Origin of the sequence: Microbacterium psychrotolerans (assembly GCF_031085295.1) — a bacterium.
GTDB lineage: Bacteria > Actinomycetota > Actinomycetes > Actinomycetales > Microbacteriaceae > Microbacterium > Microbacterium psychrotolerans.
This window is the reverse complement of sequence record NZ_JAVFWO010000004.1, coordinates 293,966-319,495: the sequence shown is the minus strand read 5'-3', so window position 1 is coordinate 319,495 and position 25,530 is coordinate 293,966. Positions and strand designations below refer to the sequence as shown.

Genomic DNA, 25,530 nt, shown 5'->3' with positions numbered 1-25,530 from the left:
CGAGGCGATGCGCCCGCTCGCGCCGGCTACGGGCGCGTCGCCTGCTCCAGCAGCTCGAGCACGTGGCGGTAGTCCGAGCCGGTCGCGCGGGTCATGCCCAGCTCGCAGGTGCGGTTGCACGACGCGTGCGCATCGGCGTCGAGCGCCCGCACCTCGGCCGCCTCGGCCGCCGTGGCCGAGGCGGTCAGCTCAGGGTGCAGCATCCCGCGGTCGCCGGCGAAGCCGCAGCACGACCACGCGTCGGGCACGACGACCTCGGCGGCCACGACCCCCGCGACGCGGCGCAGCGCCGGGTCGAGACCGAGCTGGGTCGACGAACAGGTCGGGTGCAGAGCGAGCGTGCCGACGAGCGGCGCCACGGTGCCCAGGCGAGGGAGCAGCACCCGCTCGGCGAAGGTCACCGCGTCTTCGACCCGGGCGTCTACGCCGGCGTCGGCGAGCAGGTGGAGGAAGCCCTCGGTGCAGCTCGAGGCGTCCGTCACGATCGTCAGCTCACCGTGGCGTGACGCCTCGACGATCGACGCCGCCACCCGCCCGGCCATGACCTCGCGTCCGCCCGCGTACCCCTTCGACGTCCAGGGCGTGCTGCAGCACAGCGCGTCGACGTGCTCCGGCACCGCGAGCCGCACACCCGCGCGCTCCGCCAGACGGCGGAACGCCTCGGTCACGCCGACGCCGTCATCGGCCGCGCCGAACATCGCGTTGACGCAGGCGGGCACGTACACGGCGACCGGTGCGCCCTCGCCCGCGCCGACGCTCTCGCCGAGGCGTGAGCGCGGCCGGCCGCCGCCGGGCAGGTCGCCGGAGTACCGCGGCACGGTGTCGGCCCCCAGCACGGCGCGGCCGAGGTCCGTCGCAGCGGCGACGATCGCGGCGGGCAGGTGGTCTGCGAGCGTCAGCCCCATGCTCGCGACGCGAGTGGCGGTGCCCCATGCCTGCGCGGCGCCCTTCCAGGCGGCGCTCGCCACGGGCGCGGCATCCTCGCGTCGCAGTCGCTTGACGAGGCTCCCGGTGTTGATCAGCACCGGGCAGGCCGTCTGGCACATGCCGTCCACCGCGCAGGTGTCGATCCCGGCGTACTCGTAATCGCGCTCCAGCTCGCTCACGAGCGTGTGGTCTCCGGATGCCTCGGCCCGGGCGATCGCGCGGCGCGTCACGATGCGCTGCCGGGGCGTGAGGGTCAGATCCTTGCTCGGGCAGACGGGCTCGCAATAGCCGCACTCGACGCAGCGGTCGGCCTCGGGCTCGATCGGGTCGGCGAGCTTGATGTCGCGGAGATGAGCCTCGTCGTCGTCGCCGATGATCACGCCCGGGTTGAGGATGCCGCTCGGGTCGCACAGCGCCTTCAGCTCCCGCATGACGTCGTACAGCTCATCGCCGTACTGGCGGCGCACGTACGGCGCCATGACGCGGCCGGTGCCGTGCTCGGCCTTGAGGTTGCCGCCGGCGTCGAGCACGAGGTCGACCATGTCTTCGGTGAACGCCGAGTAGCGGGCGAGCTGGTCCGGCGACTCGAAACGGTCGGTCAGCATGAAGTGGATGTTGCCGTCCTTGGCGTGCCCGAAGATCACGCTGTCGCGGTAGGCGTACCGGTCGAACAGCGTCTGCAGGCGCGCGCAGGTGGCGGCGAGGCGCTCGACGGGCACAACGACGTCTTCGAGCAGGGCGGTGGTGCCGCTCGGACGTGCACCGGCGATGGAGGCGTAGAGGCCCTTGCGCAGCTTCCAGGCGGCGGCGCGCTCGACGGCGTCTGACGAGAACGCCGCCGCCGCCTCGAGGGGCTGCGCGGCCAGGGCGCGGGAGCCGCGGTCGACCAGATCGGCGAGCTCCTCGTCGTCGTGGGCGCGGTACTCCACGAGCAGCGCGGCCTGCGAGCGCACGATCAGGCCGGAGATCTGGCGCGGTGCGCCGGCGAGCGTCTGACCGACGCGGAGGGAGGTCGCATCCATGAGCTCGAGCGTGGCCGCGCCGGTCGCGACGAGCTCCGGCAGAGCCTGCGTCGCCGTGTCGAGGTCGGGGAACACGGTGAGCGCCGTCGCCATCCGGGGCAGGATCGGAACGGTGCGGTACGTCGCCTCGGCGACGAACGCGAGCGTGCCCTCGCTGCCGACGATGAGGTGCGCGAGCAGCTGGGTCGGCGTCTCGAAGTCCAGGAACGCGTTGACGGCGTACCCCATGGTGTTCTTCATGGCGAACTGGCGCCGGATGATGTCGACCGACGCCGGGTTCGACACGACCCGGTCGCGCAGTCGCATCAGTTGCTCGACGAGTTCGGGTTCGGCCGCCCTCAGCGCGGCGTCGGCGTCGGGCGCGCCGGAGTCGACCACGGTGCCGGAGGGGAGCACGAAGACGAGCGACTCGAGGGTGCGGTACGTGTTCTCGGTGATACCGCAGGCCATGCCGCTCGAGTTGTTGCTCACCACGCCGCCGATCGTGCAGGCGATCTCGCTCGCGGGGTCCGGCCCGAGCCGGAAGCCGTGGCGTGCGAGCCGGGCGTTGACCTGGCGCACGGTGGCGCCGGGCTGGACGCGGACGCGCTGCCCGCCGCTCTCGACGTCGATGCGGCGGAATCGCTGCCGCACGTCGACGAGGATCCCGTCCGTCGACGCCTGGCCCGACAGGCTCGTACCGCCCGAGCGGAACGTCAGCCGCGTCCGGCTCTCGGTGGCCCCACGCATGATGGCGCCCACCTCGGCCGCGTCGGCGGCGACCACCACCGCCTGCGGGGTGAGCAGGAAGTGGGAGGCGTCGGAGGCGTAGGCCACCCGGTCGATCGCGCGTGTCTTGATTCGGGACGCCTCGGCGATGGTGCGCGCGATGGCTCCGGGAACCGTCGGCGGCGCCAGGGTCGTCGTCGCCGCCGCGGTCCCCGCTCGGGTCGACGATGAGCGCGGATCGATGCTTGCCACGGGGACTCCTCGCTGAGCTAGACTGCAACCGCATTCGACCAAGAATGGATATGCAAACTCCTATGGATATGCAGGATAGCGGACTCTTCGATCGCGCGGAGTCGGATCGGTACTGGGAGAGCACGGCGCCGGGTGAGGGACGACGGATGCCGCGGGCCGACGCCTTGAGCGATGCCCGTGTGCTGAGCCTGAACGGCACGTGGCGCTTCCGCCTCTCGCCGACCGCGGCGGGTACGGGTGAGGACTTCCTGGCGGACGACTTCGACGATGCCGCGTGGGACGAGATGCGCGTGCCCTCGCACTGGGTGCTGGAGGAGTTCACGCCGCTCGCCGGGGGCCCGGCGCGGCGCATGCTCGGCACCGAAGAGGGTCCGCTGTACACCAACACGGCGTATCCGATCCCGCTGGATCCGCCGCACGTCTCCACCGAGAACCCCACCGGTGACTACCGGCTCGTCTTCGACGCGCCTCCGGACTTCGGCCCGGCAGTGCTGCGTTTCCAGGGCGTCGACTCGTGCGCCAAGGTGTGGCTGAACGGCGACGAGCTCGGCTGGTCGACGGGCAGCCGGCTGCCGTTCGAGTTCGACGCACCGGTGCGCCCCGGCCGGAACGTGCTGTGCGTGCGCGTGCACCGCTGGTCGGCGGGCACGTACCTCGAAGACCAGGACATGTGGTGGCTCCCGGGAATCTTCCGCGATGTCGAGCTGCTCGCGCGTCCGGAGGGGGCCGTCGACGACCACTTCGTGCACGCGGACTTCGACGCGGAGACCGGCCTCGGAACGCTGCGGGTGGACGCCTCGATCGCGGCCGTCGTCGAGATCCCCGAGCTCGGCATCCGGGTTCCCGCGGGCGACACCGTGACCGTTCCGGTCGAGCCGTGGAGCGCCGACAGCCCACGCCTCTACCGGGGGACGCTGCGCTCGACCGGCGAGGCGGTCGAGCTGGTGATCGGCTTCCGGCGGGTCGAAGTCCGGGACGGCGTGTTCACGGTGAACGGACGCCCGGTGACGTTCCGGGGCGTGAACCGGCACGAGCATCACCCCGACACCGGGCGCACGCTCGATCGCGACACGATGATCCGCGACATCGTGATGATGAAGCGCGCCAACATCGACGCCGTGCGCACGAGCCACTACCCGCCGCATCCGGAGTTCCTGCGGCTGTGCGACGAGTACGGCCTGTGGGTCGTGGTCGAGGTCGACCTCGAGACGCACGGGTTCATCTACGAGGGGTGGGTGCACAACCCGCCGGCGCTGCCCGAGTGGCGCGACGCGCTGATGGATCGCCTGCAGCGGACGGTCGAGCGTGACAAGAACCGTCCGAGCGTGGTGGTGTGGTCGCTGGCGAACGAGAGCATGACCGGTGACGGCTTCGCCGAGATGCGGCGCTGGCTCGACGAACGGGACACCTCCCGACCCGTGCTGTACGAGCGTGATCCGAGTTATCGCGACTCCGACTTCTACTCGCTGATGTATCCCTCGCTCGAGCTGTTGCAGCAGATCGGCCGGCGGGAGGAGCCGCGCGGGGGCCGCCTCAGCATGCACGGCATGGTGGTCGGCGAAGGGGGAGCGGCCGCGCCCTTGCCCGACGGCGTCACCGAGGCCGACGAGGACCGTCGGCGTGCGCTGCCGTTCCTGCTGGTCGAGTACGCGCACGCGATGGGCAATGGGCCGGGGTCGCTGCAGGACTACTGGCGCATCATCCGCGCGCACGACCGCCTGTGCGGGGCCTTCGTGTGGGAGTGGATCGACCACGGCTTCCACTCGGCGACGGACCAGGGTGTGCCCTTCGTGATGCACGGCGACGACGTGGACTACGAGCCCCGGGGCGGGCGCTTCAGCCTGCACGGCCTCGTGTTCAGCGATCGCACGCCGACCCCCGGCCTCGTGGAACTCGCCAAAGCCCACGAGCCCGTGACTGTCGAGGTGCGTCAGCGATCGGTGTGCGTGACGAACAACCGACACTGTGCCGACACCTCGGATCTGCAGTTCCGCTGGTCGGTGGAGGCCGGCGGCGCGGTGGTGGCAGAGGGGATGCTGGATGTCGCGCCGGTGCCCGCGGGCGAGTCGCTCAAGATCGCCGTTCCCGATGCCGCGACGCGCAGCCGCGTCGGCTCGGCGCCGGATGCGGCATCCGATGCAGCCGATGTCGTTCTGACGGTCGAGGCCGCGCTCGCGGCGGACCTGCTGTGGGCGCCCGCGGGTCATGTGGTCGCGTGGGGTCAGTGCGTGTGGGGCACGCGGCCGGCGGCGGGTGAACTCCGCACGGTCGAGCCGTCGGGTGCGACGCGCGGGAGCACACAGGGCGGGGCCTCTGCAGCTCGCCCCCGCGCTGGGAGTTCGACGGTGGACGTCGGCCCCGGCGTCTTCGATACGGCGACGGGCCGGCTCATCCGGCTCGGCGAGCTCGAGATCGATGGACCGGTGCTCGACCTGTACCGCGCGCCCACCGAGAACGACCACGGACAGGGCGACCTCAACGACCTGGCGTCGGTGTGGCGCAAGACGCAGCTGCATCGGCTGCTGCACCGGGTCGACGGGCTCGACGGCGGCGAGGGCTGGCTGCGCGTGTCGGGGCGCACCGCCCCGCGGACGCACCCGCACGGCATCGAGTGGATGATGACGTGGACCGCCGACGGCGACGGGCTGCTGCTCGACGTCGAGGCCGACTACGTCGGACCGTGGGCGGACACCCCGTACATGCACCGCGACATCCTCGTGCCGCGGCTCGGCCTGCTGTTCGGGCTTCCGGGGGCAGCCGAGCGCGCCACCTGGTTCGGCCGTGGCCCCGGGGAGACGTACGTCGACTCGTTCGAAGGGTCGCGCGTAGGGCGCTTCGAGCGGTCGATCGACGACCTTCAGGTGCCCTACCCGGTGCCGCAGGAGAACGGCAACCACGTGCAGACGCGCTGGCTCGAGGTCGGCGGTCGCGGCATCCCCACGCTGCGGGTCGACGGGGGTCCCACGTTCGACTTCACCGCGCGCCGCTGGACGTCCCACGACCTCGATCGGGCGAACAAGCCGCATGAACTCTCGGACTCGGGTCGTGTGTGGCTCAACATCGATCACGCCCAGCAGGGGCTGGGCTCGGCATCCGTGGGTCCCGCGTTGCCCGAGCAGTACCGCGTGCCGCGCGAGCGCACCGTGTGGAGTGTGCGGCTGGCGGCGCGCTGAGGGGCGGAGACGAGGCGCCGAGATCGAGGGACGCCGGAGGTCAATCGGGGGCGCGCGGGCGGCCGACCAGTTCTCCCGGTGGCGCGGGGAAAGCGCCGCCCGGATAGAGCTGATTGGCGGTGGCCTGGATCTCGCGAGTGATCGGCAGACGGATGGTCGACAGCACGCGGCCGTTGTGCGAGACGCGGAAGACGTCGGCCTTGCCATCGGCGTTGCCAGCCCACACGGCGGTGGTCACCCGGGTGCTGGACTCGACCAGCCAGGTCTGGAGCTGCTCGTGCGTGCCGGTCTTGCCGATCATCGGCGTGCCGTCGTTCGGGTTGCCGCCCGACCCGGTCCCGCCGGGCCGCATGACCCCCTGGAGCGCGAACGCCGTCGCCGCAGCCACCTCTGGGCTGATGGACTGCGAGCATCGGTCGCCCGGCACGGGGAGTTCCATCCCGTCGGCGTTCACCACGCGCTCGATCGCCCGCGGCACGCAGTAGATGCCGTTGTTCGCCACCGTGGCGAACGCTGCCGCCATGGCGACGGGGGCGATGCTGTTCGTCCCGATGATCGCTGCGGCGCCGTCGACGTCGACTGGCGTGCCGTTGCCGCGTGTCACGCCCATGCGTGCCGCGACGTTCTCGATGTCGCAGAGGTCGAGCTTCTCCGCCATGGCGATGAAGCCGCTGTTCAACGACTGCGCGGTGAACTGCATCGGCGTCCCGGTGTAGCCGGGAACGCCCCCGAAGTTGCGCACGACATGGTTCTCGCGGTTGATCCACGTCCCCTCGCAACGGTCCTGCATGCGGGGGATCGTGCGCAGGGCTCCGTTGACGCTTTCGGAGAGCGAGTGTCCCTGCTCGAGCCAGTCGACCAGCGTGAACAGCTTGAATGTCGATCCGGTCTCGAATCCCGTGGAGACGCCGTGAACCAAGTCGCCCGCGTATACGAGTGACGTGTAGGCCGGGTCACTGGCCGCGAGGTCGGCGTCCTCCGTGAAGCGGTTGTTCTGGCTGATCGCCAGGATGCGCCCGGTGGTGGCCTCGATGCTCACCGACGCCGATCCGAAGTCCATCCCCGCCACGGTCTCGGGTGCGTACCGCCGCATCGCGTCCTGCGACGCGTTCTGAAGGCGCCAGTCCAGCGTGGTGTAGATGTTCAGGCCTTCGCGGGTCAGCGACTGCTGTCGCTCCTGCGCGGTCTCGCCGAACGCCTCCGCGTAATCCGGGTCGGAGCGCACGGTGTTCACGACGTACTGACAGAAGAAGGGCGCGGACGTCGCCACGCACCCGACATGCGCGGGCTGCAGGACGGGCGAGATCGGCTCGATCGCCGCAGCGACGTACTGTTCGGGAGTGATGCGGCCGTCCTCGCGCATCCGGTCGAGCACGTAGAGCTGGCGTCCTTTGGTCGCGCTGTAGGCATCGCCTGCCGCGAGGTACTGCTCCGGCGTGATGGTGCCGTCGGCGAGGAGCGAATCCAGCCCCGCGAGCGTGCCTGGTGTCACATCGTCGATCGCGCCGTCGGCCGCCTTGTTGTAGGTGGTCCCGTCCGCGCCGGTGATCGACCCGGTTGTCCGGTCGATGCGGAACGTGTTGGGATTCTGCACGATGCCCGCGAGCGTGGCGGCCTGGGTGAGCGTGAGCCCCGCGGCCGTGGTGCTGAAGTAGTAGCGGGCTGCTGCTTCGATGCCGTAGGTCGTGCCGCCGAAGTTCGCGATGTTGAGATAGCCGAGGAGGATGTCGTTCTTGGAGTACTGCTGCTCGACCTGGATGGCGTACCGGATCTCCTGCAGTTTGCGCTGGTAGCCCTCCACACCGCTCGCCTGGGTCGCGTCGAGCCAGCATTCCCGCAGCACGTCATCGCGCGACTGGGTCTCGGTCTCGACGGCGTCGCGCTCGCAGCGCTGCACCAGTACGTTCTTCACGTATTGCTGGCTGATCGAGGAGCCGCCCTGGGTCGCACCGCCCTGGGCGTTCTTGATGAGGGCGCGGGTCGTGCCGACGATGTCGATGCCGCCGTGCTCGTAGTAGCGGGGATCCTCAGACGCCAGGATCGCGTCGTACATGACAGGCGCGACCTGATCGAAGGTGACGGGGACCCGATTCTGGTCGTAGAACGACGTCAGCTCGACGTCCTGTCCGCTCGCGGGGTCTCGGGCGTAGATCGTCGTCGGCAGCATGAGCCGATCGATCTCGAGGTAGCTCGGCATGCCGTCGAACAGCGACACCGCCCTGCTCGCCGCGTGCCCGGAGATCGCGAGGACGGGTGCGAGGGGCGCGACCACCAGCAGGCCCGCTATCGCGCTGAGCATCACGAGCCCCACGAGACCACCGAGAACGCCCGCGAGGGTGCGCGTGTAAGGCGGCGCTGGCGCCTTCGCCGAGTCCTTCGATGACCGCTTCATGATGACTTCCAATGTGCGGTGGGAGACAGCATGACAGACCGCCCCGGATTCCGAAACGGGTGATTCGAGTGGCTCTTCCGTCATCCACCCGACGGCAGTGTCGGAGCGTCCTGCGACGACCGGGTGGCCGTCAGGCGACCGCTCCTCCGAAGTGCACCTCGGCGGATGTCACCCGGCCGTCGCGGACTTCGAGCGCGTCGGTGTTGCGCCAGCGGCGGCCCTCGACGCGGTACTCGCAGCGATGCAGGACGACTCCATCGACCTCGACGAGCTGCAGGGTCTGTGCGGTCGCGTCGTCGAGCACGAGACGTTCGACTGCTACGAGCCGTTCACGAGTGCCGAGAAGCCGCGGCTGAGCAGGGTCGCGGCGGCGCCGCGGCGAAGCGCGACGAGCGCCTCCCGCTCGTAGTCGGGCATCTGATCGGGGAGCGCGTCGAGATCGAACCACGCGAGCTCGGCGCACTTGCGGGGCTCGAGGATCTGCGGCTCGCCGGACCAGTCGTCGCACACGAAGAACCAGTCCACGCGCTGTTCGATCGGGTTGTCGGTGCCGTCGGTGCGCTGCATCACCGCGACGGCTGACAGCGCCTCCGGCGCGAGCACGAGACCCAGCTCCTCGCGCGCCTCGCGGATCGCGGCCGCGACGGCGGTCTCACCGAGCTCGACGTGGCCGGCCGCGCCGGCCGCCCAGCATCCGTCCATGTACCCCGTGTTCTGCCGCCGCTGCAGGAGGACCGCTCCGCCGCGGCGGAGATAGACGTACGAGGACGGGACGACGAAGAGGCGGCTCACGGCGTTCCAACCTACCGGCGGGTCAGGAGCCGAGCGCCGCCACGTCGATGAAGAGCGAGTCCGCGCCGACCTGGCCGCCCTTGAGCAGCAGCTCGAGCCCGTCGATCGCGGGGTCCTCGGCATCGGCGCGCAGCAGGACGACGTTGCCCCACGGGTTCGCGGCGATCGACAGCGACTCGACGGCGAGCAACCGGGTCACGCGGCTCGACGTGTCGCCGCCGCAGACGATCACGCGTCGTGACGCGCCGTCGCGCGCGATGGTGGAGATGACGGATGCCGCGGCCTCGGCGATCGCCTCCAGCACCGGCCGCTCATCCGACGTCGCGGTGTCGGCGTCGTCGGAGGTCAGCACGACCCCGCGGTCCGACCGCAGTGACCCGACGACCTCGGAGATCACGGCCGCCGGCACGGGACCGCCGAGCGGAAGCGGCCGGACGAGCCAGCCTGCGTCGGCGGCGGCATCCGCCTGCCGTCGTGTCTGGGCGGAGCGGCTGCCCGACACGACGAGCACCGGACCGTGCGCTGCGGTGGAGGTGGGCACGGCGGGCGCCTCGCCCGGCGCTGCGGCGGCGACGCCGTGCGAGAGTCCGCCCGAGCCGATCGCGAACACCGGCGCGGGCAGCGCCACGAGCGCCTCGCCGATCGTGACGAGGTGCTCGTCGGTGAGGGTGTCGAGGACGAGCCCGGCCTCCGGCGCGGCCTGGAGTCGCGCGGCGAGGGCGTCGAACTCGACGAGCGGCACCGCGCCGATCGGAAGCTCCGTCTGGCGACCGACGTGCACGGCGAGGTCGGCCTCGGTCATCGGGGTCGAGGGGTGCTGCGACATCGTCGGCTGCCGGTCGAGCCGGTACACGATGCCTCGCTCGGCAGCGAAGTGCTGACCGAAGAGGGTATAGCGGCCGAAGTCCGGCTGGGCGAAGAGCATCGGCACCGCACGGTCGCCGAAGACCTCCCGGGCGAGTTCGACGACCCGGCCGAGGCTCCCGACGTGCGGTGCGGAGTCCGCGGTCGAGCAGGCCTTGTACTGCACGAGCTGAGGCTCGAGGTCCGCGAAGGCGGCGAACACCGGTCGCAGCTCGTCGTCCATCTCCGTCGGTGCGAGGGACCGCGAGATCCCGGCCACACCGACAACGTCGACCTCGTCGGCCGCGCGACGCAGGGTCTCGGCATCCGGCAGCCCCGTGAACAGGCGCCCGGTCCAGCCGCGCCGTGCGAACTGCAGCAGCGCGTCGACGCTGCCGGTGAAGTCGTCGCCGTAGAAGGCGACGCGAGCCCTAGACACGGACGGGGCCGAACAGCTCCGCCGCCCGGCGCAGCGCCGCGGAGTTCTCGAACGCATGGTCCACGCTCTCGCCGCGCGCGGCCGATGCCCACGCCTCGCGCATGCTCGCCACCCCGGCCGCCGCACCGTCCGGATGACCGTGGATGCCGCCGCCGGCGAGCACGAGCAGGTCGGTGGTGCCGACCGCGGCGTAGGTGGCATGCGCGAGGCCGCCCCATTGTCCCGACGACAGCACGGGAAGCGTCGGCGTGAGGCCGAGCAGCGGCTCGCGCACCGCCGCGATGGAGTCGAGCACCTGGTCGTCCGTCTCGTAGAACTTGTTGCTGATGCCGTTCGTGTGCAGGTGGTCGGCGCCGGCGAGGCGCGCGAGCTTCTGCCACGCACGGAACCCTATCCCCACCTGCTCCGACCGTCCGAACGAGCCGAACATGGCGCGGTGCCCGTGGATCGGCACGTCGCTGTGGCGCCGGAGGAACTCCAGTCCCGGCAGGCCGATCAGGTTCACGCAGGCCATCACGCACGTGCCGCCCGCGCCGACGACGAGGTCGTGATTCGCCTCGAGGCGCCCGATGTCGTCGGTGATGTTGAACGCGTACATGGGCTTGCGGCCCGTGCGGTCGGCGTAGCGCTCGAGCACCGGCATCACCGCGCGCACCCGTTCCGCGAGCGGCGCCGACGGCCCGTTGCCCTGCAGCTCGTCGTCTTTGATGAAGTCGATGCCGGCCTCGGCGAGCTCGGACACCACCTCGGCGAGCTCGGCCGGCGAGAGCCCGATGCTGGGCTTGACGATCGTGCCGATCATGGCGCCGTCGGGCCGGCCCATCAGCCGCCGCGTGCCGTCGACGCCGAAGGCGGGGCCGGCGTAGCGCTCGGCGAACGCCGGCGGCAGTTCGAGGTCGACGAGGCGGATGGCCGACAACTCCTTGATCTCGAACAGGTTGCCCGCGACCGCCGCCAGGAGGTTCGGCAGCGAGGGGCCGAAGTTGTCGAGCGGGAACCTCAGCCGCAGCCGGGCGCGGCGGCGGAGCGCGGGATCGCCGACGGATCCGGGCAGGGGAGTGGCGCCGGTGAGCGGGAGTTCGTCGATCGATTCGACCAGGGCGGCGAACCGCGCACGCAGGTCGTCGGACTCGCGCTCGACGCGGACGAAGGTGCCGGTGGACTGCTCGCCGGCGAGCACCTCGGCGGCGTGCTGCAGCGGCAGCGAGGTCTCGATGACGTAGGTCGCGGTGACGTGCTGAACAGACATGCGCGTCACCACACCAGGGGGAGCCAGACCGACATCTCGCCGGCCCCGCGGTTGCCCCATGCGAAGTAAGGGACGAGCCGCACGGGCGCGGTGGTGAGATCGGCGTCGGCGACGTCGTCGTAGAGCGCGGCCTCGGCGGTGCCGGGCAGCACGACCGCCTCGGTCCCGAGGGCCATGACGCGGTGGCCGGCGACCTCCGTCTCGGCCGGCGTGAAGCGCGCGCCCCGGCGGAGAGCGACCTGTTCGAGCACGACGCCGTCGGGCAGATCCGCGCTCTCGACGCAGTAGACGACCGGTCCGCGGCGCACCGCGACCTGGTTGGTGGCCTCCTCGGCCAGGCGGTGGGCGCGGAGCACCCGGACGGGCATCGGCAGCGTCAGCTCGATGAGGTCGCCCTGCTGCCACGCACGGTCGATGCGGGTGTACGTGCCGGGCTCGCTCACCGCCACCGGCTGGCCGTTGACGGTCAGCGTGGCGCCGGACGACCAGCCCGGAATGCGCAGGTGCAGCGGGATGCCGCGGCCCGCGGCATCCGTGACGGTGAAGGCGATCCTCTCGCTCCAGGGGTAGTCGCTGTCCTCACGCAGGGCGAGCCGGCCGCCGTCCTCGTTCGTGACGTCGAGCGCACTGCCGCCGTACAGGTGGACGTACAGTCCCTCCTCGCCGACGGATGCCGCGCGCTCGTGGAAGCGGGCCAGGGTGCGCGCGATGTTCGGCGGGCAGCAGAAGCAGCTGAGGTACGGCTCGCGCAGCCGCTCGTCGGACGGCGGGGGCGGCGGTGTCGGGTGGAGGGCGGTATCGCCCGGGCGGCGCAGCGGGAAGGGCAGGTCGCGCACCTGACGCAGCGGGTTGGTGTAGAAGTACTCCGATCCGGCGAGGCTGATGCTCGAGAGCAGGCTGTTGAACGCGACCTGCTCGATGACGTCGGCGTACTTGGCGTCGCCCGTGAGCGACAGCATCCGCTCGCTCCACAGGATGAGGCCGATGTTCGCGCACGACTCGTTGTGCGCGGTGGTGTGCGGCAGCTGGTACGAGCGGCCGTAGGCCTGGTGCACGCGGCTGATCTGGTCCTGCCACGGGGAGCCGTCGGGCGATGCTCCGTCATACAGCGCTCCGGCGCCGCCGGTGATGTAGAGCTTGGTGTCCACGACGTCGTGCCACAGCCGCTCGAGCACCGCCTCCAGCTCCTGGTCGCCGTTCTCGGCGATGAGGTCGGCAAGGCCGGCGTACAGGTAGTTGGCACGCACGGCGTGGCCCGCGACGACGGTCTGCTCGCGCACCGGGAGGCGATCCTGGTTGTCGTCGCCGCCCTCGAAGTCGTCGCGCACCCGGATGAACGCCTCTGACAGACGCAGGTACTGCTCGTCGCCGGTCGCACGGTAGAGGTCGATGACCGCCATGTAATGGGACGGGCAGATGGCGCTGCGGGCGAGCTCCAGCGGCTTGTTCGTCGCGAGGTCTTCCAGGAAGCCGGCGGCCTTGCGCGCGGCATCGAGGAGGGTGGTCGACCCGGTCACCTCGTAGTGGCGCACGCCCGCGGTGATCAGGTGGCCGAGGTTGTAGGTCTCGAAGTCGAAGCGGTCGGCGAGGGCGATCGCGTCCTCATGGTTGCGGCTCGAGATGATCGTCGGCGTGTGCAGGTACCCGTCGTCGCGCTGCACCGAGGCGATCAACTCCGCGATCTGCTCGATGCGCGCGGCGAGCTCAGGGTCGGGATCGGTCTCGAGGCGGGCGATGGCGGCTTCGAGCCACTTGTAGAAGTCGCCGTCCATGAACGGCGGACCGGCGTGCTCGCCGCTCTCGAGGCCGGCCGCGATGCGGAAGTTCGTGAGGCCCGCGCTGATCGCGGGGTCGCTCAGCGAGGACCAGATCTGGGGGATCGTCACGTCGCGCGTGCGATCGTGGATGTCTCCCCAGAAGCCGCTCGCCCAGCGCGCACTGTCGGCGCCGAGGGGTCGCAGCCGGGCGTGAGCCCGGGTCGCGGTCGTGGCGGTCATGGCTGTTCCTTCCGAGTGGCGTTCAGTCTCGTGCTCGCTGCTGCATCGCGGCAAGCCAGGTGGGGTGCAGGTCAGATTAGGCAGCGTTGAAAGTTCTCGCAACACTGCATGGAAATGCAGTCTAACCCTTGAATCGTGTCAAAGTGAATAGAATTTCAGTACTGACTGTTGACACACATCGAAATCGTGCCTACTGTCGTGCTCGTACCTTTCACCCGCATGGTCGTCGTCAAGGAGGACGCTATGAACACACGCAGCAACCGCCGCCGCATCGCGGCGCTGGGGATCGCACTGGCCGCGGTGCTGCCGCTGGCCGCCTGCGCCGGCGGCAGCGCCGACACCGACAACGGCTCCTCGGAGGGCGGCTCCGGCGCCGGCGGCACCGATCCCGAAACGTTCACCGTGATGACGGCGAACGAGAACCCCGTGCTCGAGGAGCAGCTCACCGCGCTATCCGAGGGTGCGTGCGAGGCCGAGAACGAGGCGCTGCCGCTGGAGCACCAGAAGGTCGCACAGGCCGACACGGTGCAGAAGGTCACGCTGCTGGCCAGCCAGGGCGCGTTGCCCACACACACGATCGCCGGCACGGCGCTCATCCGTCCCGACGGCGACCTCAACGCGGCCGGCCTCGTCGGCGACCTGAAGGCCGCCCTCGAAGACGCCGGCACGTGGGACAACGTGCTGCCGGCCGCGGCCTCCACCGTCGAACAGGTCTACGGCGGCATGTACTCCATGCCGTACCAGTACAACATCGAGGGGATCTTCTACAACAAGGAGATCCTCGCCGACAACGGCATCGAAGAGCCGCAGACCTGGGACGACCTGGTCGACGCCGCCGACACGCTGGCCGGCGCCGGTGTCGTCCCGATGACCGAGGCGGGCGCCAACGGCTGGCCGCTCACCCGCATCATGGGCATGTACATCTTCCGCAACGTCGGGCCCGACGCGATGGCCGCCGTCCGCGACGGCGACGCGAAGCTCACCGACCCCGAGTACGTCGCCGGCGCGCAGGCGCTCGCCGACTTCGCCGAGGCCGGCTACTTCGGCGAGGGCTTCTCGACCCGCGACGGCGACACCTCGTCGAACATGTTCCTCACCGGCCAGGCCGCGATGACGTACGACGGCTCGTGGCTGCTGAGCGCGATCAACGACCCCGAGCGCAATGAGATCGGCGGCGAGAACGTCGGCTTCATGCCATTCCCCGAGGTCGACGGCGGCGAGGGCTCGATCGACCAGTATGCGGCGAACGCGGGCGCTCCGATGATCATCAACGCCGAGCAGTTCGGCCCGAAGGTCGTCGACTGGGTGAGCTGCATCGCCGAGAACTACGGCCAGCAGGCGCTGCAGGATGCCGGCGTCATCTCGGGCTTCAAGGTCAACGGCGACGTCACCGACATCTCGGAGAACACCGCCGAGATCCAGGAGCGGATCGCGGGCATCGACGAGACCGTACTGTGGTTCGAGGCGCTGATGGACTCGAAGAGCAACTCGCTGGCGTCGACCAACGTGACGCTGCTCACGACCGGCCAGATGACCGCCGAGGATTACATGGCCCAGCTGCAGGCGAGCATCGACGCCAACGGCTGAGACCCCGCACCGGCTCCCCGGGCGGTCGCTCGGGGAGCCGGTCCACGACAGAAAGCAGTTCGCAGATGAACTCGATCTTCGGAGATCGGAAGACGATCTTCATCCTGCTGGCACCGGCCCTCTTGCTGTACACGCTCCTGAAGGTCGTGCCGGTGGGCTGGTCCCTCGGCCTCTCGTTCTTCGAGGGCAACTCGCTCCGCGGCTTCGACTGGGTGGGGCTGCAGAACTTCACCACCTTCTTCACCGACCCGGCCGCGCTCCAGTCGATGTGGGTGAGCGTCTTCTTCGCGATCGTCGCCACCGCCCTGCAGGTCGCTCTGGGCTACGCGCTGGCCCTCCTCTACGTCTTCGTCCTCCGCAAGGGCTCGACTCTGGTGCGGACGCTCGTGTTCTTCCCCACGGTGCTGCCGACCGTGGCGGTGGCCATGCTGTTCCGCAGCTTCGTCGCCGTCGGCGACAACCAGGGCCCGATCAACGACATCATCAACTTCTTCGGCGGTGAGAGCGTCGAGGTGCTGGCGTCGACCGTCGGAACGATGACCACGGCCATCGCCATGACGCTGTGGAGCTCGATGGGCTTCTACGCCGTCCTTCTCTACGCCGGGCTGCTCGACATCCCCGAAGAGGTCATCGAGTCGGCCCGGCTCGACGGAGCCAACGGCCTTAAGCTCGTCCGCCACATCGTGGTGCCGCTGTCGCTGCCCATCCTGCTGTCGTCGATCATCTTCAGCCTCAACGCCACCCTCAAGGTCTTCGACAGCCTGCTCGCCCTCAACGGCGGCGGGCCCGGCACCTCGACCGCGCCGATGACGCTGTACATGTACCGCACGGCGTTCGAGTACGCCGAGTACGGCTACGGCTCCACGATCGCCGTGATCCTCACCGCGCTCTGCCTCGTGTTCACCCTGGCGATCTTCCGATCGTCGCGCCGCAAGGCGGAGGTCTGACAATGACTCTGACCCAGACTGATACCGCCTACACGGTCGCCACCCCCACGGTCCACAAGCCCGGCCCGAGCCGTGCGCGGCGCGGCCTTGTGAAGGCCCTGCGCCGGCTGCCGGTGTGGATCCTCGTCGCGGTTCTCATGGTCGTGGTGCTCTATCCGCAGGTCTGGATGGTGCTCGGCTCGTTCAAGACGCAGTCCGAGTTCCTCTCCAACCCCGCGCTGTCGCTGCCCGAGACGTGGAACTTCGACAACTACGTCACCGCGCTCACGAACGGCAACGTGGCCCGCAACTGGCTCAACAGCGTGATGGTGACGATCCCGTCGGTGCTGCTCATCGTCTTCATCGGCGTCGCCGCGGGCTACGCCCTCGAGGTGATGATCTGGAAGGGCCGCAACGGGGTCCTGCTGTACATCCTCGCCGGCATCATGGTGCCCGGCCAGATGATCCTCGTGCCGTTGTTCATCACCTACTTCCGCATCGGCATCACCGACACGCTGTGGCCGCTCATCATCACGTACACCGTCATGGGCCTGCCTTTGACGACGTTCCTGATGGCGACCTACTTCCGGTCGGTGCCGCGCGAGATCTTCGAGGCGGCGACCGTCGACGGCTCGGGGCCGCTGCGATCGTTCTTCGTGATCGGCATCCCGATGATGAAGAACTCGATCATCACGATCGCGCTGGTGCAGTTCTTCAGCGTCTGGAACGACCTGCTCATCGCGCTGACCTTCACGACGCGGCCCGACCTGGCGACCATCCAGGTGGGCCTGCTGAGCCTGAGCGACGAGTACGGCTCGACGCAGTACGGACCGCTCTTCGCGGCCGTGAGCATCAACATCGTCGTGCTGCTGATCCTGTTCCTGACGCTCAACAAGAAGATCATGGCCGGCATGGCCGGCGGCGCCCTCAAGGGCTGAGAAGCTGGAAGGCTCGTTCACATGACCTCGTCCGCACCCCGCATCGCGTTCCTGCACACCGGAGCGGTCAACATCGCCCCGTTCGGAGCGCTGGCCACCGAGTTCCTGCCGGACGCGACCATCGTGAACTACCTCGACGACCGCATCGTCGCCGACCTCGGCGACGAGGAGCGCGCGAGCTCGGTGCCGGCCCGCGTCGAGGACCTCGTCCGCGCCGCCGCGGCCGGGGGAGCGGATGCCGTCATGTTCACGTGCTCCTCGATCTCGGAACTCGCCGCCCCCGCTGCCGCTGCGGCCGGGGTGCCGGTGCTGCGCGTCGACGAGGCGATGGCGGACGCCGCGGTGCGGGCCGGACGCCGCATCCGCGTGCTCGCCACGCTGCCGACCACCTGCCGGCCGACGCTGGGGCTGCTGCGGGAGCGCGCCGCGCTCGCCGGCGTGGACCCGGAGTTCTCGAGCGAGGTCATCGAAGGCGCCTTCGCTGCGGTCGCGAGCGGCGACCGCGCCACGCACGACCGCCTCGTCGCGGCAGCCATCGAGCGGGGCGCGGCCGAGACCGATGTCGTCGTGCTCGCCCAGGCGTCCATGGCCACCGCCGCCGACGCGGTCTCTGTCGACGTTCCGGTGCTCACCAGCCCGCGGCTGGGCGTCGAGCGCCTCGCCGCCTCGCTCCTCTCGGACTGAGCGGCTCCGCCCGCGTCAGCCGCGAAACAGGGGATCCGGCACGAGACCAGGGGCGTCGCCCCGGGTCTGGGCGGGAATCCCCTGGTTCGGCAGCGAGAGCGCGCTCACGGCAGCCGGGGCGGGTCAGCGCGCGGCGAGGGCCTCGGCCGAGCGGAGGTCGGTCACGAGCGTCGTGACCCAGTCGCCGGCGAGCGCGCCGTGGATCGCCTCGAGCTTGCGGTCCCCGCCGGCGATGCCGACGCGACGCGGGATGCGGCGCAGGTTCTCGACGGTGATCGCGATGATGCGGTCGTCGACGGCGCCCCGCACGAGCGAGCCGTCGGCGCGGAAGATGCGGTGGCAGATGTCGCCGACGGCGCCCTGATCGAGCAGGTCGCGGCGCTCCTCGGCGGCGAACGCGTTGCCGCTGGTCGCCAGCACATCGGACGGCTCGATGCTGCCGATGCCCATGATCGCCATCGTGAGGTCGTTCCAGTGGCGCGCGACCTCCTGCATCGAAGGATCCTGCAGCAGACTGTCGCGGATCGCCGGGTCGCCGACGACCCCCGGCGCCTGCACGTAGACCGGTTCGGCGCCGAGCGTGCGCGCCAGCTCGCCGAGGATGCGGTTGGAGTGGCTCTGCGCCTCGGGGGCGCCGACGCCGCCGAGCAGCTGCACCACCTCCGTAGCCCCCCGCACGGTGAAGGGACGCATGCGGTCGACCATCGCGAGGATCGTCTGGCTCCACGACGAGACGCCGATCCGGTCGCTTCCCGAGAGCGTGGCCTCCAGATAAGCGGCCGCTCCGGCCCCGAGCGACGCGAGCAGCTCGCCCTCGTCGGCGTCGTGGTCGACGTCGACCACGACGGCCTCGGCCAGCCCGTACTTCTCCTCGAGCTGCTCTTCCAGCTCGGCGTAGACCCCCGGCGCGACCGTGACGATCGTCCGCACGATGCCGACGGATTCCGCGCGCTTGAGCAGACGCGAGACCTTCGCCTGTGAGATATTGAGCGCGGCCGCGATGTCGGCCTGGCGCACGCCGCGCTCGTGGTACATGCGCGCGACCTTCGTGAGCAGGCGCACCTGGCCGTCTGCGGGCCGGGTGTAGGGCGTCAGGGGCACGGCGGTCTCCGATCGTGACGATCCGAGGTGTGTATTCGGATTCGCTAACGAAAGGATATTCACTCCGAGCCTGTGAAGCCAGCCCGAGTTCCGGCGAAACGCCTGATCGGCGCCCGGACGCGCGCATGACTGCAGGCCTGGGTCGCGCTCACCGACGCGGTTCCCGGCGCGCGAACGATGCGGATCGCGGATGCCGCGGCGCGCGGCATCCGCAATCCACAGGCCCCTCAGCGGTCAGGCGTGCCCGTCCGCGCCCGCGGTCAGACCGCCGCGCCGACCTCGACCGGTACGTCGACGACACGGGTGTGCCTGCCGGGGCTGAGCGTCTCCTCGGGAGAGCCCTCGAGGTCGAGCACGGCCTCGGCGCCGACCGGCACCGTGACCTTGACGTGGAGCCGTCCGTCGGCGATGCGCCACGAGATCGCCGCCTCGCCGTAGGCGGTGAGCTGGCGTGCCGACGCGGAGCTCAGCCCGCCGCCGGGGCGCGGGGCGAACCGGATGCGCCGGTAGCCGGGGGCGTCGGGCACGAGACCGCCGATGACGCGGTGCATCCAGTCGGCGACGGCGCCCAGCGCGTAGTGGTTGAACGAGGTCATCTGGCCGGGATTGACGGTCCCGTCGGGCAGCAATGAGTCCCACCGCTCCCAGACTGTGGTCGCCCCCTGCTCCACCTGGTAGAGCCACGACGGGCACTCGCGCTCGAGGATGAGGTCGTAGGCGGTCGAAACCTGCCCGCCGGCGCTCAGGGCGTCCGAGACCAGCGGCGTCCCCACGAAGCCGGTCGCGATGCGGTTGCCCGCCTCGTGCACGAGCTGGGCGAGCCGTGCGGCCGCGGCATCCCGCTTCCGTGGATCGGTGATGAGGTCGAACCGCAGGCCGAGGGCGTACGCGGTCTGCGCGTCGCTGGTCATGGTGCCGTCGTCGTTCACGTAGGCGCCGTCGAAGGCGGCCACGACCTCGTCGGCGAGTTCGTCGTAGTGCGCCTGCTCCTCGCCGAGTCCCAGCACCTCCGCCATGCGCGCAACGGTGCGCGCCGACTTCGCGAAGTAGGCCGTCGCGACGAGGTAGCGGTCGGTGAGCGCGTCGGCCGGGTCGTCCGGCGGTGCCGCCGGGTCGAGCCAGTCGCCCAGCTGGAAGCCGGTGTCCCACAGTCGGGACAGGCCGGAGAGGCGCTCGAGCAGATCGACCCAGCGGCGGGCGCTGTCGAACTGCGCGCGCAGCACCCCGGTGTCGCCGAAGCGCTCGTAGAGCGTCCAGGGCAGCAGGGTGGCGACGTCGCCCCACGCGGCGCCCGGACGCAGCGGCGTCCACTTGTCGACGGCGGGGATGACCGGCACGTACCAGGGCACCGTGCCGTCCGGCAGCTGCTCGATCGCGACGTCGCGGAGCCAGCCCGAGAGCATGCCCGATACGTCGAAGAGCGTCGAGGCGGTCGGGCCGAAGACCTGGATGTCGCCTGTCCAGCCGATGCGCTCGTCGCGCTGCGGGCAGTCGGTGGGGATGTCGACGAAGTTGCCGCGCATGCCCCACACGACGTTCTCGTGCAGGCGGTTGAGGGCGGGGTCGGACGACTCGAACCATCCGGTGCGCTCGAGGTCGGTGTGGTACACCCGGGCCACCAGTGCGCCGGCCGCCGCATCGGCGTCGAGGTCGCCGGGCCACCCCGTCACCTCGACGTAGCGGAAGCCGTGGAAGGTGAAGCGCGGCTCCCATTCCTCGACGTCGCGGCCGGCGAGCGTGTAGTTGTCGGTCGAGCGGGCCGCGCGGAGCGGTCGGGTGTAGATCTCGCCGTCCTGCATCACCTCGGCGGTGCGCAGCGTCACCGTGGTGCCGGCGTCGCCCGAGACCCGGATGCGCACGCGGCCGACGAGGTTCTGCCCGAAGTCGAGGATGCGTGAGCCGCTCGGGCCGGTGAGCACGTCGATCGGCCGCAGCTCCTGGGTCGCGCGCACCGGCGGCGCCGTCGGGGCGACGAGGGTGGCGGGGTCTCGGTGGCGCTCCTGCACCCCGTCCCAGCCGGAATCGTCGAAGTCCGCGGTCGACCAGCCGGACTGCTCCTCGCGTGCGTCGTAGTCCTCGCCGTCGTAGAGGCCGCTGTGGAGGATGGGGCTGGGCGCACAGCGCCAGGACGCGTCGGTCGCCACGACGTCGCGAGTGCCGTCGGCGTAGGTCAGCTCGAGCTGGCCGAGGAAGGACTGGTCGTATCCGTAGACGTTGCGGAAGCCGCCCCGCCAGCCGAGCCGCCCCCGGTACCAGCCGTCGCCGAGCCAGGCGCCGAGCGCGTTGTGCCCGGGGCGCACCAGGCCGGTGACGTCGTACGTGTAGTACCGCAGACGCCGGCCGTACACGGTCCAGCCGGGCGAGAGCGTGTCGTCGCCGACGCGTTCGCCGTTGAGCTCGGCCTCGTAGACCCCGTGCGCGGTCGCGTAGAGGCGTGCGCGCACGATGTCGTCGCGCACCTCGAACGCGCGGCGGACGAGCGAGGGCCGGCGCTCGTCCGAGTGCGGGTTCTCGTTGCGGAAGGAGCCCACCGGACGCGCGACCCAGTCGCCCGGCTCGAGCAGGCCGGCTTCCACGACGGTGGGGCCGGATGCCGTCGACCACGCGCCGTCCGCGCCCCGGACGGCGATGCGCACCGTGACGATCTCGCGCGAGTGCAGCGGTTCGGCCGGCCAGTCCACGAGCACCTGCTCGGCCGAGTCGACCACGTACGTCGTGACATCGCCGCCGCGTTCGACCTCGACCGAGTACGCGGTCTGCCGCCAGCCGGGCGGCGCGGAGGAGACCCGCCACGAGAGGCGCGGCATCCGCTCGCCGATCCCGAGGGCTTCGCGGTGGTGCTCGATGCGGGGTGCGTCGACGGTGACGGACATCCGTGGCCTCTCTCCGGGCGCCCGCCTGTCGCAGTTCGACGGCGAACGGAAACTGAAACGTTTCGGTTTGATGTGTACAGTGAGTGTGTCACTCAGTTCGAAACGTTTCAAGTCGAAACGACGGATCACGGCACAGAGAGGTACGGGATGCGGATCGGCGTCACCGGCAGCGGAGGCAAGCTCGGGCGGGCCACGGTCGAGCGGCTGCGCGCCGACGGCCACGACGTGATGGGCTTCGATCTCGCCGGAACACCGGGGCCGGGCTTCACCCGCGTCGACCTCACCGACTTCGGGCAGACGCTCGACGCGTTCCTCTCGGTGACGGCGCGCCACGACGGGCTCGACGCCCTCGTGCACCTCGCGGCGATCCCGGTGAACGGCCTCGTGCCGGACGCCGCCACCTTCCACAACAACGTCACCGTGTCGTTCAACGCGCTGTTCGCGGCGCATCGCGCGGGCGTCCGCACGATCGTGCTCGCATCCAGCATCACGGCGATGGGCTTCCCGTTCGAGGAGGCACCGCCGTCGCTCCCCGTCGACGAGGCCTACACCAGCGCGAACAACACGTACGGGCTCGGCAAGGTCGCCGAGGAGGCGATCGCCGCCCAGCTCGCACGGTGGCATCCCGAGACCTCGATCACCGCGCTGCGGTTCACCAACGTGGTGGCCGAGGACGAGTACGCGACGTTCCAGCGCGCGGCCGAGCCCGACTACCGGCGCGACCTCGTCGGCTCGTGGATCGACGCCCGCGACGGCGCGCTGGCGGTGGCGCTGGCGCTCTCCGCGGCTCAGCCGGGCTTCGAGGTGTACAACGTGGCCGCCCCCGGATCGGGCAACGCGCAGCCGTCGCGCGAGGTCGCGGCGCGCTGGTTCCCGGGCACCCCGGTCGCCGACGACTTCGGCGAGTTCGAGTCGCTGATGTCGACCCGCAGGATCCGCGAACGACTCGGCTTCGCGGCCGAGCACGACTGGCGCTGACATGTCGCCGCAGGGGATGGGACAGGGCGCCCGGCCGGGGATCCGGCAGGTCGCCGCTCGTGCCGGTGTGGCCGTCGGCACCGTCTCGGCGTACCTCAACCATCCCGATCGCGTCTCCGCCGAGCGGGCGCGCCGCATCGCCGAGGCGATCGACGAGCTGGGGTTCGTCCCGAGCAGCGCCGGGCGGCAGCTGCGACTCGGGGTGAGCAGTCTGATCGGGTACCTCTCACCCGACGTCAGCAACCCGCACTTCAGCGAGATCGCGCAGGAGGTCGAGTATCGCGCCGAGCGGCTCGGCATGACCGTCTTCTTCGCGCACTCCCACGGCGACCGCGAGCGCGAGGACGCATACCTCGAGGCGTTCGAGCAGCGGCAGGTCCGCGGCCTGCTGGTGTCGTCGTTCGAGCCGGTCGAGAGCCGTCTTGCCGCGATGCGCGAGCGGGGCACGCCGTCGGTGCTCGTCGGCCGCCGCGCGTACGACGAACGGCAGCCGTCCGTGTCGATCGACGACGTCTCGGGAGGGCGTCAGGCGGCCGAGCACCTCATCGAGCAGGGATGCCGCCGCCTCGCGTTCGTCGGCGGCCCGCTGCCGGTGCAGCAGGTGACCGACCGGCTCGACGGCGCGCGGCAGGCCACAGGTGCACATCCGGACATCGGCGGCCCGGAGGTCATCGAGGTCGCGGAGCGCTCGATCGCGGCCGGCCGTGCCGTGGGCGCCGCTCTGGCCGCCCGCCCTGCTGCCGACCGCCCCGACGGCGTGTTCGCCGCCAACGACGTGCTGGCTCTGGGCCTGCTGCAGGCGCTGGTCGCCGGCGGTGTCTCGGTGCCCGGCGAGGTGGCCCTCGTCGGCTACGACGACAACGAGTTCGCCGAGGCATCCCTCATCCCGCTCACGAGCGTCCGGGCCCGCCACGGCGACTTCGGCGCCGCGGCCGTCGACCTCCTCTTCGAGGCGATCGAGCGCCAGACCGGCCCGTCCGCAGAGACGGCGCCGGCGCAGCCTGAGGGTATCGCTCAGCGCGTCTTCGCCCCCGAGCTGATCGTGCGCGAGAGCTCTCGCCGGCTCGCTCCCTGACTTCGCCCATCACCCACGGATACGACATCGAAGGAGAATCCCCGTGTCCTCTGAGCCTCGCGCTCCCCAGTCCTCCGAGCTCTATCGGCCGATCGAGCTGACCTTCGAGGGGGCCGACCTCATCCCGGTCGACCGCACGCCCCTCACCCTGCGGCTGCGGCATCGGGCATCGGGTGCCGAACGGGTCGTGCCCGGCTTCTGGGATGGCGGCACCACCTACCGGGTGCGCTTCGCGCCGGACCTCGAAGGGGAGTGGTCGTGGACCACCGAGAGCGCGGATGCCGCGCTGTCGGCCAGGACGGGAACGGTCGACGTGGCGCGCGGCGCCGAGCACGGGCCGGTGCGCGTCGCCCACCGCTTCCACTTCGCGCACGCCGACGGCACGCCGTTCCGACCGGTCGGCGCGACCGCGTACAACTGGCTGCACCAAGACGAGCCGCTGTTCTCGTCGACTGTGGATGCGATCGCCGAGGCCGGCTTCAACAAGTTCCGGTTCATGGTCTTCCCGCAGGGCGGCGGCTACATCGAGCACGTCCCGAGCCTGATGCCGTTCGAGAAGACAGACGGCCGCTGGGACGTGACCAAGCCGGTGCCCGAGTTCTTCCAGCGCCTCGACCGTGCCGTCGAGGTGCTCGGTGAGCGCGGCATCCAGGCCGACGTGCTCATCTACAACGCCTACGACCGCGGCCAGTTCGGTCTCAACGAGCTCACCGAGGAGGAGGACGCCGTCTACCTGCGCTACCTCGTGGCGCGACTGGCCGCGTACCCGCACGTGTGGTGGTCGCTCTGCAACGAGTTCGATCAGCTCGAGCGCCCGGCCGAGCGGTGGGACCGCACCGGTGCGCTGCTGGCCGAGATCGACCCCTTCGACCATCTGCGTTCCATCCACAACTGGATCGAGCTGTACGACAACAACAAGCCGTGGGTGACCCACGCGTCGATCCAGAACGGCTCCGCCACGACGGATTTCGGGCGCGCCAACCTGTACCGCGACGTGTACGGCAAGCCGGTCGTCCTCGACGAGATCAAGTACGAGGGAGACATCCTCGACCGGTGGGGTCACCTCAGCGCCGAGGAGCTGGTGCACCAGTTCTGGGTCGCGACGGTGGCCGGATGCTACGCCTCGCACGGCGAGAGCTTCGTGACCGCGTCAGGGAGCCTCCACATGGTCGAGGGTGGCCCGCTCCGGGGCGCATCGCCTGCGCGGCTGGCGTTCCTCCGGCGGGTCCTCGAAGAGGTCGAGGGCGCGGGGCTCGATCCCATCGACAAGTGGGACGACCCGGCGCATGTCGCCGGCGTCCCGCGCCGTCTCTACGTGCAGTACCTCGGCCGGTCGGCGCCGGAGACGTGGGGCTTCCGGCTGCCGATCGGTTTCCCGGGTGAGCGGCCCGAGCCGGGCGATACGTTCGAGGTCGACGTCATCGACACGTGGAACATGACGATCACGCCCGTCGGCCGGCGCTTCACTCTCGACGACGTGCAGCGCAACGACGCCTACGATCGGGCCTCCGCGCCGATCGAGCTGCCCGCCGGCGAGGCGCTGGCGCTGCGCATCACGCGCGTGGCGGGCTGAC

Annotated in this window: 17 protein-coding genes; 8 read left to right on the top strand and 9 right to left on the bottom strand. The window is 70.6% G+C overall.

Annotated elements, in window-relative coordinates:
* Positions 1-26 precede the first annotated feature (26 nt).
* On the bottom strand, positions 27-2,846 hold the full coding sequence (locus tag Q9R08_RS14475; protein ID WP_418001358.1) for an FAD-binding and (Fe-S)-binding domain-containing protein: 2,820 nt from the start codon (positions 2,844-2,846) through the stop codon (positions 27-29).
* Positions 2,847-2,971: 125 nt separating this feature from the next.
* On the opposite strand from Q9R08_RS14475, the gene Q9R08_RS14470 reads away from it, so the two are divergent.
* Positions 2,972-6,082, top strand: coding sequence for a glycoside hydrolase family 2 TIM barrel-domain containing protein (locus Q9R08_RS14470; RefSeq protein ID WP_308868805.1), 3,111 nt, complete (start codon positions 2,972-2,974; stop codon positions 6,080-6,082).
* Between the two features lie 40 nt (positions 6,083-6,122).
* Here the strand turns inward: Q9R08_RS14470 and Q9R08_RS14465 are convergent, their stop codons facing one another.
* The 6 genes from Q9R08_RS14465 to Q9R08_RS14440 all read right to left on the bottom strand — a co-directional run bounded on the left by Q9R08_RS14465 (position 6,123) and on the right by Q9R08_RS14440 (position 13,794).
* Positions 6,123-8,474: a transglycosylase domain-containing protein gene (locus Q9R08_RS14465; protein WP_308868804.1), complete on the bottom strand. Its 2,352-nt coding sequence runs from the start codon at positions 8,472-8,474 to the stop codon at positions 6,123-6,125.
* A gap of 130 nt (positions 8,475-8,604) precedes the next feature.
* Complete coding sequence (locus Q9R08_RS14460) at positions 8,605-8,778, bottom strand: hypothetical protein (protein ID WP_308868803.1); 174 nt, start codon at positions 8,776-8,778, stop codon at positions 8,605-8,607.
* A 14-nt stretch (positions 8,779-8,792) separates the two neighbouring features.
* Positions 8,793-9,266 (bottom strand): NUDIX hydrolase, encoded by a 474-nt coding sequence (locus tag Q9R08_RS14455; RefSeq protein ID WP_308868802.1) that lies wholly within the window; start codon positions 9,264-9,266, stop codon positions 8,793-8,795.
* Between the two features lie 22 nt (positions 9,267-9,288).
* Positions 9,289-10,548 carry a four-carbon acid sugar kinase family protein gene (locus tag Q9R08_RS14450; RefSeq protein WP_308868801.1) on the bottom strand — a complete coding sequence of 420 codons (1,260 nt, stop codon included), beginning with the start codon at positions 10,546-10,548 and terminating at the stop codon, positions 9,289-9,291.
* Positions 10,541-11,797, bottom strand: coding sequence for a RuBisCO large subunit C-terminal-like domain-containing protein (locus Q9R08_RS14445; RefSeq protein WP_308868800.1), 1,257 nt, complete (start codon positions 11,795-11,797; stop codon positions 10,541-10,543). The genes Q9R08_RS14450 and Q9R08_RS14445 overlap by 8 nt, the downstream gene beginning before the upstream one ends.
* A gap of 5 nt (positions 11,798-11,802) precedes the next feature.
* Positions 11,803-13,794: a glycoside hydrolase family 127 protein gene (locus Q9R08_RS14440; RefSeq protein ID WP_308868799.1), complete on the bottom strand. Its 1,992-nt coding sequence runs from the start codon at positions 13,792-13,794 to the stop codon at positions 11,803-11,805.
* A 168-nt stretch (positions 13,795-13,962) separates the two neighbouring features.
* Between Q9R08_RS14440 and Q9R08_RS14435 the strand changes: the two genes are divergently transcribed.
* The 4 genes from Q9R08_RS14435 to Q9R08_RS14420 all read left to right on the top strand — a co-directional run bounded on the left by Q9R08_RS14435 (position 13,963) and on the right by Q9R08_RS14420 (position 17,929).
* Positions 13,963-15,381 (top strand): ABC transporter substrate-binding protein, encoded by a 1,419-nt coding sequence (locus tag Q9R08_RS14435; protein ID WP_308868798.1) that lies wholly within the window; start codon positions 13,963-13,965, stop codon positions 15,379-15,381.
* Between the two features lie 65 nt (positions 15,382-15,446).
* Entirely contained in the window at positions 15,447-16,328 is an 882-nt protein-coding gene (locus Q9R08_RS14430) for a carbohydrate ABC transporter permease (RefSeq protein WP_308868797.1), read from the top strand.
* Between the two features lie 2 nt (positions 16,329-16,330).
* Positions 16,331-17,245 (top strand): carbohydrate ABC transporter permease, encoded by a 915-nt coding sequence (locus Q9R08_RS14425; protein WP_308868796.1) that lies wholly within the window; start codon positions 16,331-16,333, stop codon positions 17,243-17,245.
* Positions 17,246-17,266: 21 nt separating this feature from the next.
* Positions 17,267-17,929 (top strand): aspartate/glutamate racemase family protein, encoded by a 663-nt coding sequence (locus Q9R08_RS14420; RefSeq protein ID WP_308868795.1) that lies wholly within the window; start codon positions 17,267-17,269, stop codon positions 17,927-17,929.
* Positions 17,930-18,052: 123 nt separating this feature from the next.
* Here Q9R08_RS14420 and Q9R08_RS14415 read toward each other — a convergent pair whose 3' ends face one another.
* Together Q9R08_RS14415 and Q9R08_RS14410 are read right to left on the bottom strand one after the other, a co-directional pair.
* On the bottom strand, positions 18,053-19,030 hold the full coding sequence (locus Q9R08_RS14415) for a sugar-binding transcriptional regulator (protein ID WP_308868794.1): 978 nt from the start codon (positions 19,028-19,030) through the stop codon (positions 18,053-18,055).
* A gap of 260 nt (positions 19,031-19,290) precedes the next feature.
* A complete protein-coding gene (locus Q9R08_RS14410; protein ID WP_308868793.1) occupies positions 19,291-21,903 on the bottom strand; it encodes a family 78 glycoside hydrolase catalytic domain in 2,613 nt (870 codons plus the stop codon).
* A 147-nt stretch (positions 21,904-22,050) separates the two neighbouring features.
* Here Q9R08_RS14410 and Q9R08_RS14405 point away from each other — a divergent pair, with 147 nt between their 5' ends.
* From Q9R08_RS14405 to Q9R08_RS14395, 3 genes are read left to right on the top strand one after another with little or no spacing between them, the layout of a single operon-like run.
* A complete protein-coding gene (locus Q9R08_RS14405; protein ID WP_308868792.1) occupies positions 22,051-22,881 on the top strand; it encodes an NAD-dependent epimerase/dehydratase family protein in 831 nt (276 codons plus the stop codon).
* A 1-nt stretch (position 22,882) separates the two neighbouring features.
* A complete protein-coding gene (locus Q9R08_RS14400) occupies positions 22,883-23,956 on the top strand; it encodes a LacI family DNA-binding transcriptional regulator (RefSeq protein WP_308868791.1) in 1,074 nt (357 codons plus the stop codon).
* Between the two features lie 43 nt (positions 23,957-23,999).
* Positions 24,000-25,529, top strand: a complete 1,530-nt coding sequence (locus Q9R08_RS14395; protein ID WP_308868790.1) for an apiosidase-like domain-containing protein — start codon at positions 24,000-24,002, stop codon at positions 25,527-25,529.
* Position 25,530: the final 1 nt, after the last annotated feature.